At 36.1% G+C, this 12,678-nt stretch carries 12 protein-coding genes; 5 read left to right on the top strand and 7 right to left on the bottom strand.

From position 1 onward, the window contains the following. Positions 1 to 413 precede the first annotated feature (413 nt). Positions 414 to 557 carry a hypothetical protein gene (locus RT250_RS13095; RefSeq protein ID WP_313115290.1) on the bottom strand — a complete coding sequence of 48 codons (144 nt, stop codon included), beginning with the start codon at positions 555 to 557 and terminating at the stop codon, positions 414 to 416. Positions 558 to 845: 288 nt separating this feature from the next. On the opposite strand from RT250_RS13095, the gene thrS reads away from it, so the two are divergent. From thrS to RT250_RS13120, 5 genes are all read left to right on the top strand, one after another. Further along, positions 846 to 2,792, top strand: coding sequence for a threonine--tRNA ligase (gene thrS, locus RT250_RS13100; protein WP_185099649.1), 1,947 nt, complete (start codon positions 846 to 848; stop codon positions 2,790 to 2,792). Between the two features lie 58 nt (positions 2,793 to 2,850). Continuing rightward, positions 2,851 to 3,363 carry a translation initiation factor IF-3 gene (gene infC / locus RT250_RS13105; RefSeq protein WP_262710122.1) on the top strand — a complete coding sequence of 171 codons (513 nt, stop codon included), beginning with the start codon at positions 2,851 to 2,853 and terminating at the stop codon, positions 3,361 to 3,363. Positions 3,364 to 3,465: 102 nt separating this feature from the next. After that, complete coding sequence (rpmI, locus tag RT250_RS13110) at positions 3,466 to 3,663, top strand: 50S ribosomal protein L35 (protein WP_271394081.1); 198 nt, start codon at positions 3,466 to 3,468, stop codon at positions 3,661 to 3,663. Between the two features lie 129 nt (positions 3,664 to 3,792). Next, entirely contained in the window at positions 3,793 to 4,137 is a 345-nt protein-coding gene (rplT, locus tag RT250_RS13115) for a 50S ribosomal protein L20 (RefSeq protein WP_139856715.1), read from the top strand. Positions 4,138 to 4,241: 104 nt separating this feature from the next. Further along, positions 4,242 to 5,180 (top strand): OmpA family protein, encoded by a 939-nt coding sequence (locus tag RT250_RS13120; RefSeq protein WP_313115297.1) that lies wholly within the window; start codon positions 4,242 to 4,244, stop codon positions 5,178 to 5,180. Positions 5,181 to 5,184: 4 nt separating this feature from the next. Here RT250_RS13120 and RT250_RS13125 read toward each other — a convergent pair whose 3' ends face one another. The 6 genes from RT250_RS13125 to tgt form a co-directional block, all read right to left on the bottom strand. Beyond that, positions 5,185 to 6,444 carry an asparagine synthetase B gene (locus tag RT250_RS13125; RefSeq protein WP_313115299.1) on the bottom strand — a complete coding sequence of 420 codons (1,260 nt, stop codon included), beginning with the start codon at positions 6,442 to 6,444 and terminating at the stop codon, positions 5,185 to 5,187. 241 nt (positions 6,445 to 6,685) lie between these two features. After that, positions 6,686 to 8,239: a replicative DNA helicase gene (dnaB, locus tag RT250_RS13130; protein ID WP_313115302.1), complete on the bottom strand. Its 1,554-nt coding sequence runs from the start codon at positions 8,237 to 8,239 to the stop codon at positions 6,686 to 6,688. A gap of 168 nt (positions 8,240 to 8,407) precedes the next feature. After that, complete coding sequence (locus tag RT250_RS13135; protein ID WP_313115304.1) at positions 8,408 to 9,361, bottom strand: acetyl-CoA carboxylase carboxyltransferase subunit alpha; 954 nt, start codon at positions 9,359 to 9,361, stop codon at positions 8,408 to 8,410. Positions 9,362 to 9,413: 52 nt separating this feature from the next. Beyond that, positions 9,414 to 10,316 carry a DMT family transporter gene (locus RT250_RS13140; RefSeq protein ID WP_313115306.1) on the bottom strand — a complete coding sequence of 301 codons (903 nt, stop codon included), beginning with the start codon at positions 10,314 to 10,316 and terminating at the stop codon, positions 9,414 to 9,416. Next, a complete protein-coding gene (locus tag RT250_RS13145) occupies positions 10,303 to 11,382 on the bottom strand; it encodes an LptF/LptG family permease (protein WP_313115307.1) in 1,080 nt (359 codons plus the stop codon). The genes RT250_RS13140 and RT250_RS13145 overlap by 14 nt, the downstream gene beginning before the upstream one ends. A gap of 3 nt (positions 11,383 to 11,385) precedes the next feature. Next, complete coding sequence (gene tgt / locus RT250_RS13150; RefSeq protein ID WP_313115310.1) at positions 11,386 to 12,516, bottom strand: tRNA guanosine(34) transglycosylase Tgt; 1,131 nt, start codon at positions 12,514 to 12,516, stop codon at positions 11,386 to 11,388. Between the last annotated feature and the right edge of the window lie 162 nt (positions 12,517 to 12,678).

Below are 12,678 nucleotides of genomic sequence, written 5' to 3' on the forward strand. Positions count from 1 at the left end.
CCGATACTTATTTAACCTCTCATCTTGTCTATGAACACGCTTATTCGCTAAGCGGGTGCAAATATACAACTCTTTTTTTAACCTACAACACTTTGCAGAAAATAAATTAAAAAAGATTTGAAAGAACTTTTACGCTTCATCCTAAAACTAAAAAAAACGTTTTCCAAAGCGGGGTGCAAATATAAAACCATTTTTGATACCCGCAACACTTTTGAAAAAGTATTTTTGTAAAATTTTAAAGAGCGAGTTTTTAACCCCTGAAACAAGCAATTCTGTTTCGTTAAGCGGGTGCAAATATAACCCCGTTTTTTAACCCCACAACATTAATTTAAACTTTTTTTAATGCCTACTTAATAATAAATCATAACACACTGAAAACTCAGAACTTAAAATGAAAAATAAATTTCCCCCACTTATACCTTAATATATATACTATTAAAAATACCATCAAAACCAAACACCCCTAAAGCTCCATTAATCCTAGTAAATACAAGTAAAACCACATCACCTAAACTTCCGAAAAACAGGATAAATAATATCGGTTTCTTATAATTCATATAGCTAAATAAATCACCATTCTATAACAGACACAGAATTGCGAAATTCACTTCGGTTATAAACCAACAATTCGGAAAATTAAATTATCATTAGATTCTACTCATTAAACACTTCCCAAGAAAACACCTAACAACTCAAAATAATGATTTGATTATTCTCTATTTACTTCGACACAGCAAATAGTAACGCTACATCATAATACTACTGTTTTCTCACAAGAAACCGTAAAACGAATATTGCAAAACGGTTAAACTAATAGTATCTTTGCAGCCTAAAATTTTCAACATATGATAGCCATTACCCTACCAGATGGAAGTGTAAAGCATTTTGAAGCAGGAGTTACTCCAATGGATGTAGCTAAAAGCATAAGTGAAGGATTTGCACGAAATGTAATTTCGGCATCCTTTAATAAACAAACCGTAGAAACTTCCACCCCGTTAACACAGGACGGAAACCTTGTACTATATACGTGGAAAGACGACCAAGGTAAAAAGGCGTTTTGGCATTCTACAGCACATATTCTTGCACAAGCACTAGAACAATTATACCCTGGAATCAAGCTTACTATTGGTCCAGCCATTGAAAACGGATTTTATTACGACGTAGATTTTGGAGACATAACTATTTCTGATAAAGATCTGAAAGAGATTGAAAACAAAATGCTTGAAATTGCTAGAGGAAAGCACGAGTTTTCAATTCGCGAGTCTTCTAAAGCAGATGCGTTAGAATATTATAAAAAACAAAACAACGAGTATAAAGTAGAGCTTATTGAAAATCTTGAGGACGGAAGTATTACTTTCTGCGATCACGATAATTTCACCGATTTATGCCGCGGGGGACACATTCCAAATACTGGAATTGTAAAAGCCATTAAATTAATGAGTATTGCAGGAGCATACTGGAGAGGTGACGAAAACAACAAACAGCTTACTCGTGTTTATGGAATTAGCTTTCCTAAACAAAAGGACTTAACTGAATACCTACAGTTACTAGAAGAAGCTAAAAAACGCGACCACAGAAAACTTGGAAAAGAATTAGAGCTTTTCACGTTTTCGCAAAAGGTTGGTCAGGGTCTGCCATTATGGCTTCCAAAAGGAGCAGCTTTACGTGAAAGACTTGAGAACTTCCTAAAGAAAGCTCAGAAAAAAGCCGGTTATGAAATGGTAGTTACACCACATATCGGTCACAAAGAATTATATATGACATCTGGTCATTATGAAAAATATGGTGCAGATAGTTTTCAACCTATACTAACTCCGCACGAAGGGGAAGAGTTTTTACTTAAACCGATGAACTGCCCTCACCACTGTGAGATATTCAACAGCAAGCCGTGGTCTTACAAAGATTTACCAAAGCGTTTTGCAGAATTTGGAACAGTGTATCGCTACGAACAAAGTGGTGAACTTCACGGTTTAACCCGTGTAAGAGGATTTACTCAAGACGATGCCCACATCTTCTGTACACCAGATCAACTTGATGAGGAGTTTAAAAAAGTAATCGACCTTGTACTTTACGTATTTGGTTCCTTAGGATTTGAAAACTTTACAACACAAGTATCGTTAAGAGATCCTGAAAAGCCTGAAAAATACATAGGAAGACCTGAACTTTGGAAAAAAGCAGAGCAAGCTATCATCAATGCTGTAAAAGACAAGAATCTAGATTACGTAATTGAAGAAGGTGAAGCTGCGTTTTACGGACCTAAACTAGACTTTATGGTTAAAGATGCTTTAGGAAGAAGTTGGCAGTTAGGAACTATTCAAGTAGATTACACACTACCAGAGCGATTTGAATTAGAATACAAGGGAAGTGACAATGAAATGCACCGCCCGGTTATGATTCACCGCGCGCCATTTGGTAGTATGGAACGATTTGTAGCAATTTTATTAGAACATACGGGTGGAAATTTCCCTCTTTGGTTAATGCCAGAACAGGTAAGTATCTTATCTTTAAGTGAAAAATATGAAAAATACTCCCAAAAAGTTTTAAATTTGCTTGAAAATGACGAAATTCGCGCCCTTGCTGACAACAGAAGCGAGACCATCGGCAAGAAAATTAGGGAGGCAGAAATGAATAAAATCCCTTATATGCTGATTGTAGGAGAACAAGAAGAAAAAGATGGTACGGTTTCTGTACGAAAGCATGGGGAAGGTGATTTAGGGACAATGTCTATAAAGGCCTTTTCAGAATTGATTCAGAAAGAAATAAAAGAAGAATCGATAGAATTTAATGTTTAACTAAATATTTTAAGCCATAGCAATACGAAGAAAAAGAAGTAGAGGACCTGCAAGGGTAATTAAGGAAGATCAACACAGAATCAACGGAAAGATTCGTGCTGAAGAAGTACGCCTTGTTGGAGACAATGTAGAGATAGGAGTTTATCCTTTAAAAAAAGCTCGTGAGATAGCAGCAGAGCAAGAACTTGATCTTGTTGAAATTTCACCAAATGCAAATCCACCTGTTTGTAAGGTAATAGACTATAAGAAGTTTGTTTATGAACAGAAGAAGCGTGAGAAATCCTTAAAAGCAAAAGCGTCTAAAGTTACCATTAAGGAAATTAGATTTGGACCAAATACGGATGATCACGATTACGAATTCAAAAAGAAACACGGTATTAAGTTTTTGGAGGATGGTGCTAAGCTAAAAGCTTATGTATTCTTTAAAGGCCGCTCAATTATTTATAAAGACCAGGGTGAGATTTTACTTTTGCGTCTTGCGCGTGATTTAGAAGAATACGGTAAGGTTGAGCAAATGCCAAAACTTGAGGGTAAACGAATGATTATGTTCATTGCACCTAAGAAGAAATAATCAATATTAAGTATTGATTTAAATTAAGTGATGTAGAACTTCGGTTTTTTTAATACAAACCGAATGTAATAATAATGCGAAATAATAATTAAATAAGAAAACATGCCTAAACAAAAGACAAAATCTAGTGCTAAGAAGCGTTTCAAGCTTACAGGTTCTGGTAAAATTAAAAGAAAGCATGCGTTTAAAAGCCACATCTTAACAAAGAAGAGCAAAAAACGTAAACTTGCATTGACTCATGACGCCTTAGTGGACAAAGCCGATGAAAGCAACGTTAAGCAAATGCTTCGTTTGAAGTAAAAAGCTTAACCGGTTAAAACAAATTATTTAAACCCTGGAGTAGTGCTTTTATAAAGAATTCAGGATTCAGTCCCGATCACTATCGAGATCAGAATTAAAGAATCGCCTGCTACAAAAAAAATTAAAATTATGCCAAGATCAGTAAATTCAGTTGCGAAGAGAGCCCGCAGAAAAAAGGTTCTTAAACAAGCCAAAGGTTACTTTGGAAGACGTAAAAACGTATGGACTGTTGCGAAAAACGCAGTAGACAAAGCAATGCTTTATTCATACCGTGACCGTCGTGTTAAGAAGAGAAATTTTAGATCTCTTTGGATTACTCGTATTAATGCGGGTGCAAGACAGCATGGAATGTCTTATTCACAATTTATGGGAAGTTTAAAAAATAGTGGAATTGAGTTAAACCGTAAGGTTTTAGCTGATTTAGCTATGAATCACCCTGAGGCTTTTGCCGCAATCGTAAAGAAAGTAAAATAAGACAATAACTATATTATTTCGTATTAAAACCGCTTCAGCAATGAAGCGGTTTTTTATTTTACAGCTATTGTTATATAATGTTTATCTTAGCTAAAAGCATTTTAATGAAACTTTTTGTCAAGATACTTCTTATCTTCTTACTGCTTTCGTACACCGAAATAAATGCTCAATTTAAAACTACTTATCACGACTCTAATGGCTCCAGTGTCTATATTCCTTTAGGTAAAATTTCTTTTGCCGATGAAGTTGTATCCTTTACAATCGGCAATCCAAAACCTTTTAAGGAGTTTAGAGATAGCTCTCAAGCCCTTCACGAACCAAATTACACCAAGTATGAAAAGGCAGACTTTGTGTCGTTAGGATGCGGAGGTGTGTTGGTGGTAAAATTCACTAACAATGGGTTTATGAACTTAGAGGGAGACGACTTATACATCTTTGAAGTTGGACCTTCCAAAGAGACTGCTACGGTTGAAGTTTCGTCAGATGGAGAGAATTGGATTTACGCCGGTAAAACAAAAGGAGGGAAATCTAGCATCGACCTATCCGATGAGGGGGTAGACAACAATACTATTTTCTATTATTTACGGTTGACAGACCTTAAAGATTTATGTAGGAGTAAAACCGCCGGTGCTGATATTGATGCTGTAGCCGCAATAAATAGCGTTGTAAAATTAGATATTGCTGCTGATGTACTTTTTGGAGTGGATAAATTTGATTTAAAAGAAACAGCCACTAAAACCATAGATTCCATTTCAAGAGTTTTAGATGAAATACCAAGTGCTACTATTTTAATTGAAGGACATACTGATAGTGATGGGACCAATGAGTATAATATCGAATTGTCAAAAAACCGATGTGTGTCTGTTAAAGAGCGTTTAAAAGCAGCATGTAAAAACTACGATAGATTCAATTTTGAGGTAAAAGCTTATGGAGAAAGCAAGCCAAGGGTTCCAAATGATTCCCCAGAAAACAAACAACTAAACCGTAGAGTTGAAATTATGGTTCTTCCTCCTAAAGAATATTACGAATCTCTTTCGAACTAAAATTCTAGGTTTTCTGTTTTTTCTTCTTTGCTGCAGGAAACAATACGTTATTCAAAATAAGTCTATAGCCAGGAGATTTTGGGTGTAGTGCTAATTCTGTAGGTGCGTCCCCTACTCTATGTTGATAATCTTCTGGGTCGTGACCTCCAAAAAAAGTAAAAAATCCTTTTCCCTTAATTCCGTGAATGTAACGCGCTTCCCCATTCGATTTATTTTCACCCATAACAAGCACGTTCGATTTTATCTGATCTCTAGCAAAGGAAGTTGTTTGCCCCATAAATCCCTTCACTAAAGATGTATGGTTCTGGCAAAGCATGGTAGGAATTGGATCCCATTTTGCAGAATAATCCATCAGAGAAAAATAATCTGTTTCCTTTTTAACCTTGCGCTTAGCGGTCATATCAATACTAGAAAACTCATAAACCATAGGGCTTCGCTCTAATACAAAATCGGTAAAAGCAAAGGTCCTACTATAATCAATTTTACTTTGATATCCTGGTTCGCTTGGATCACCATCAAACATTGGCTCGCATATGTCTACCCCTTCAGCAGAAAGTGCTATATCAAAACTATCAGTAGCACTACACATTGCAAACATAAATCCGCCACCGATAACGTAATCTCTAATTTTTTTAGCAACAGCCAACTTTTGTTCAGACACTTTATTATAACCTAATTTAGCTGCAAGCTCTTCAGCTTTTCTCTTTTCTTCTATATACCAAGGAGCAGAACGATACGCTCTATAAAATTTTCCGTACTGCCCAGTAAAATCTTCGTGGTGTAAATGCAGCCAATCGTAAAGTATCAATTGGTCGCTTAAAACCTCTTCGTCATAGACGGTGGTATATGGTATTTCGGCATAAGTGAGCACCATAGTTACTGCATCATCCCAAGGTAAATTTCCTTTGGGGGTATAAACTGCAATTTTTGGAGCTTTCTCAAGAACTACAGCATCCATATTTTTTGAAGGACTACTAATATCAAGTAGAATTTGCTCTGTTTTACTGTCGGATAGTACTTCGAAAGAAACCCCTCTTATCTGACATTCTTTTTGAGTTTCTGCAGTATCTGGAAGTAAAAAAGATCCACCCCTATAGTTTAACAACCACTTTACCTTTTGTTGCTTTTCGAGTACCCAATAGGTTATGCCATACGCTTTTAAATGTTCTTTCTGACTTTCAGCATCCATAGGAATTAGGATATAAGATGCAAATGCATTTACAGAAAATAAAAACAGAAATAGAAAGGAGATTTTTTTGATCATAGCTCAAATATAGTAACAAATTTTAAGCCAGAGAGTTGATAAAATATAATATCGTATAGTTTCAAGAAAGAAGTTTTGTGCTTAAGGAAATTGAATTTCAGACTAAGCAACTATCTTTTTACTATTAGTAATCTATGAAAGTCGAAGGGAGGATATTAATTGCGTACCCTTAAAAGGAAAAGGATGGAACATAAATTGCGTTCCATCCTTTTTTCTATGTTGTAAAGTTTTCTACTAAGTCTTAAAAAGGCACGTCGTTATCTTCTGAAGAAGAAAAGTCATCGTTCATTGAACTGCCAAAAGCTTCATTTGGTGATGGAAGGTTTTGCGGGTTAAAACTATCGTCGTTAGCTGCATCGTTCATTCTCGAATGAATTTCTGTAGGAGTGATAAACGACTCTAGATTCTCAAATTTACCAAGATGTCCTACGAACTTAAGACGAATTTCATCTAAACCACCGTTACGGTGCTTAGCCACGATAAATTCTGCCTGTCCTGCAGTTGGTGAATGCTCATCGTCATCCCATTCGTCAATTTTATAATATTCTGGACGATAAATAAACGATACAATATCGGCATCCTGTTCAATCGCTCCAGATTCACGTAGATCGGAAAGTAAAGGACGTTTGCTACCTCCACGTGTTTCAACCGCACGAGATAGCTGAGAAAGTGCGATTACAGGAACGTTCAATTCCTTAGCCAAGGCTTTAAGGTTTCGAGAAATTGTTGAAATTTCCTGCTCACGGTTTCCTCCTTTTTGAGTTCCCCCGGCAGTCATTAACTGTAAGTAATCTATAATTATTAGCTTAATTCCGTGTTGCGATGAAAGTCTTCTAGCCTTCGCTCGTAAATCGAAAATAGATAGTGAAGGCGTATCATCAATAAATAGCGGTGCCTTCTCTAATCCTTTTACTTTTACATTAAGTTGCTCCCACTCGTGTTTTTCAAGATTTCCGGTTCTTAGTTTTTCTGAACTCAGTTGTGTTTCAGATGAAATAAGTCTTGTGATAAGCTGTACAGACGACATTTCCAGCGAGAAAAAGGCAACAGGTATATTGTGCTCAACAGCCATATTTCGTGCCATAGAAAGCGTTAGTGCCGTTTTACCCATACCAGGACGAGCTGCAATAATAATTAAATCACTAGGCTGCCAACCCGATGTAAGTTCGTCAACTTTCGCGAAGCCAGAGGGTACACCCGAGAGTCCTTCTTTATTTGCTATTTCTTCAATTCGTTTTTTAGCTTGTATAACGAGACTCTGAGCAGTTTCGGAAGAACGCTTAATATTACCTTGAGTTACTTCGTATAATTTTGCTTCCGCAGTATCTAAAAGATCAAAAACATCTGTACTCTCATCGTAAGACTCTTCAATTATTTCATTTGAAATTTTAATCAAGCTTCGCTGAATATATTTCTGAAGAATAATACGTGCATGGAACTCAATATGCGCCGAAGAAGACACCTTTTGAGTAAGCTGAATAAGGTAATATTCGCCTCCAATCATTTCTATTTTACCATTCTTCTTAAGTTGGCTAGAAACGGTTAATAAGTCGACTGGTTGACTGTCTTCAAACAGTTCATATATAGCATCAAAGATGAATTGGTGGGCTTGTTTGTAAAAAACATCTGCGTGAAGAATATCAATAACCTCATCGACTCCTTTTTTATCAATCATCAACGCTCCAAGCACAACTTCCTCTAAATCAACAGCTTGTGGCGGTATCTTCCCTTTTTCTAGGGAAATCACTTGAGCAGATCGTTTTGAAAAATTGGTTTGAGATTTGATTTGTTCCATTATGCGAATGTAAATAAAATGTTAAGAGAAAGGTATGGTTTTATAAGGTACGATATTAACTGTTCATCAACAATTTAACTGTTGAAAACTATGTTTTGTTGTTGATAACCCGTAAAAAAATCCGAAGATTGCACTTCGGATTTACGGTATGCTAAGCTATAGTTAGTTTTAACTTTTAAACTCACCCATTTCTAAATATTTATCCATTCTCTTTTTCACCAAATCGGTTGGGGATAACATTTTTAGACCATCGTAAGTCTTTACAATTGCTTCAGAAACGGTTTTAAAAGTCTTTGTTCGGTTGCTATGTGCGCCACCTAAAGGTTCCTTTACAATTTCGTCGATAAGTTTTAATTTTTTCATGTCTTTGGCTGTAAGTTTTAAAGCATCTGCTGCTTGTTCTTTAAACTCCCAGCTTCTCCATAAAATAGAAGAACAACTCTCTGGAGATATAACAGAGTACCAAGTGTTTTCGAGCATTAATACTTTATCACCTACTCCTATTCCAAGGGCACCACCACTTGCACCTTCACCTATAATAATAACAATTATTGGCACTTTTAGGCGTGTCATTTCTAAAATGTTTCTAGCAATTGCTTCTCCTTGCCCTCTTTCTTCAGCTTCAAGTCCTGGAAATGCTCCTGGAGTATCTACAAAACAAACTACAGGTACATTAAACTTTTCGGCCGACTTCATAAGTCGTAAAGCTTTTCTATATCCTTCAGGATTTGCCATCCCAAAATTTCTATATTGACGTGTTTTGGTGTTGTAACCTTTTTGCTGACCTACAAACATAAAGCTTTGGTCCCCTACTTTTCCTAAACCACCTACCATTGCTTTGTCATCTTTAAAGCCACGATCACCGTGAAGCTCTAAAAATGTATCACCGCAAATAGCATTTATATAATCCATTGTATATGGACGATCTGGATGACGAGAAAGTTGTACACGCTGCCAAGGTGTAAGGTTTTTATATATTTCTTTTTTAGTATCGTTAAGTTTCTTTTCAATCTGCTTGCAAGTATTGGATACGTCTACTTCGCTCTCTTCTCCAATAAGACAGGCTTTTTCATACTGCTCTTGCAATTCTTTAATAGGGAGTTCAAAATCAAGATATTCCATAATATATTTCCTTCTTTTTATAAAGGTTGGTGTACAAAGATAAAATTTTGTTTTAGAGGTTAGACAATCTTCGTCTTTTTCTTTCTTGTGTTATTTTAATGATGCCATTTGCAATTACAGTAATTAAGATTATTAAAGCTCCATAATAAAATTGAGGGCTCATATTTTCTGAATCACCTAAAATTATGAGCGCTAGAACAATCCCATATACTGGCTCCATATTAATGCTAAGCATAACCGTGTATGGGCTTATCCATTTCATAACGTGTACCGATGCTATAAAAGCATACGCTGTACACACGGAAGCTAAAATTAAAAGGTACATCCAATCGTTGGCGGACACCTTGAAAAATTCGGCTGTAAAACTTCCTGAAAAAGCCAAATATATTGTTATACCTAAAACGCCAAACATCAACTCATAAAATGAAATAGCCGATGCTTTGTGTTTTAGCACAAATTTCCCATTGATAACCGAAAATAAAGCGCTTAAAAATGCTGAGATTAGCGCCAATACGATTCCTAGAGTATAGGAGGCTTCCACATCGAAAATAACATAAAGTCCTGCAACAACTATCAACCCAAATAATACTTCGTATAAAATTACTTTTCTACCGTATAGTAACGGCTCTAAGATTGATGCAAAAAAAGCTCCTGTTGAAAGCACGGCAAGGGTTACCGAAACATTGGACGCCTTTATTGCTCCAAAAAAAGTGAGCCAATGCAAGGCTATAATTATGCCACCCAGGGCAAAGCCAGAGAGTGTTTTTAATGAGAAGTTGAGTTTTTCTTTTTTAAACTTCAGAAAAGCAAAAATTATTAGTGTAGCTAGTAACATCCGGTACCATACCAATGGTATGGCTTCTAAGGAAATCAAAGCTCCTAACACAGCAGTGAACCCCCAAATAAATATTATAAAATGAAGATGGAGGTAATTAAGTAGCTTATCGTTTCGCATTTCTCAACAGATAAATGGCCAATATTGCAAATACAAAGTTTGGAAACCAAGTTGCGACTAAAGGAGAGAAATCACTTTGCTCGGCCATAGTACCAAACACCTTATCGAAAAAGACAAATATCATCCCGATACTAATTCCAATTGCGAGGTTAAGCCCCATTCCACCACGTCTTTTTACTGAGGAAACTGCTACAGCAATAATGGTTAGGATATAAGCTGAAACTGGTAAACTCCAACGTTTGTAACGCACAACTTCGTATCGATTAATATACGAAGATCCACGTGCTTTTTCCTTCTCTATAAAGTCGTTTAGTTCGAAGAAATTAAGTGTTTCTGCTATATAGGTTACAGGCGTTAAATCTTCCATAGTGAAAGAGAAAACGGTATCTAATTTATGTTCGCTCTGTATAATGTCTTCATTTTCTCCTATTATACGTTTTCGGTAATTAAACAGTGAATAAGTACTATCTTCTTCATTGTACTTAATTTGTCCAGCCGAAATCTTGTAAGTCATTTTATTCCCTTCAAAATGTTCTAAAGTGAAGTTACTACCTATCTTTTCAGCAACATTAAAGTAGCTTACATAGATGTATTCGTTCTTGTTTATCTGTGTGTAAACATTGCTTTGATCTCGATCTTTTCTTCCTTTCTTTAAGTATTCATAAGAAAATTCATTGAAGCCCTTACTCGCTTTTGGCGCTAGGTACATACTAAACCCCAAGGCAGCAATACAAACGATTGTTGCGCCAATTAAATAAGGTCTTAAAAATCTAGAATACGAAACTCCACTACTTAAAAAGGCAATAACCTCTGTATTATTGGCAAGTTTTGAAGTAAACCAAATTACTGAAAGGAATAGAAACAGCGGAAAAAGTAAATTGGCAAAATAGATAGTGAAGTTATAGAGATAGATTAAAACCTCCATTAACGGCACTTCATTCTCTAGAATTTTGTCAATTTTTTCAGCGAGATGGACTGCAATACCAATAGGGATAAATAGCAATAAAAGGAGCGTAAAAGTGCCCAAATATCTTTTAAGTATGTATTTATCCAGTATGCTAAGCATTGTTTATAGTCTTTGAGCTAGTTTTTTAACCATACCGTTTTTCCAATCGGCAAATGTACCCGCTAAGATATGTTTTCTCGCTTCGCGAACCAACCACAGGTAGAAACCAAGGTTGTGAATAGTGGCAATTTGTCGACCTAACATTTCATTTACAGTGAATAAATGACGGAGGTAAGCCTTGCTGTATTCGGTGTCTACCCATGTAATTCCCATTGGGTCTACCGCTGAAAGATCGGCTTCCCATTTTTTGTTTTTGATGTTTATTATTCCTTCAGAAGTAAAAAGCATTCCGTTACGGCCATTTCTTGTAGGCATAACACAATCGAACATATCGATTCCAAGGGCAATATTTTCTAATATATTAACTGGTGTACCTACACCCATAAGATAACGAGGTTTATCTTTTGGAAGAATATCGGTTACAATTTCGGTCATTTCGTACATTTCTTCTGCAGGTTCTCCCACCGAAAGACCACCAATGGCATTACCTTCTGCTCCAACTGAAGCTATATATTCTGCCGATTGTTTTCTTAAATCTTTGTAGGTGCTTCCTTGAACTATCGGGAAAAACGTTTGGTCGTAATCGTATTTTAAAGGTGTTTTACCTAAGTGTTTTATACATCTATCCAACCAACGATGCGTCATATGCATAGAGCGTTTGGCGTAGTTGTAATCGCAAGGATAAGGCGCACATTCATCAAAAGCCATAATAATATCGGCTCCGATAGTACGCTGAATTTCCATCACGTTTTCAGGAGTGAAAAAATGATAGCTCCCGTCTATATGACTTTTAAACTTAACCCCTTCTTCTTTAATTTTTCTATTTGCCGAAAGCGAATACACTTGATACCCTCCACTATCGGTTAGGATATTTCGGTCCCAGTTCATAAATTTATGAAGTCCGCCTGCTTTTTCAAGAATTGGCATTTGTGGACGTAAGTACAAGTGATAGGTATTACCAAGAATAATATCGGGGTTTATATCTTCCTTAAGTTCGCGTTGATGCACTCCTTTTACAGTACCTACGGTACCAACAGGCATAAAGATTGGTGTTTCAATAACACCGTGATCTGTAGTAATAGTTCCAGCTCTTGCGCTGCTTTGTGTATCTGTGGCTTCTAATTTAAACTGCATTCAGCTATTTTTATTGAGGATGCAAAGATAACTTTATAATTCTGAAATCGGGATTCTGAATTCAGATTTGAATGGCATGTTAACAAAACTGCTAAATCGTTAATAAAAGGTTATACTACTATTTTGCTTCCCTTATTATATAGGTTACTTTTGAAGCTGAAA

This window comes from Aequorivita sediminis (assembly GCF_032080575.2).
In the GTDB taxonomy this organism is placed as follows: Bacteria; Bacteroidota; Bacteroidia; order Flavobacteriales; family Flavobacteriaceae; genus Aequorivita; species Aequorivita sediminis.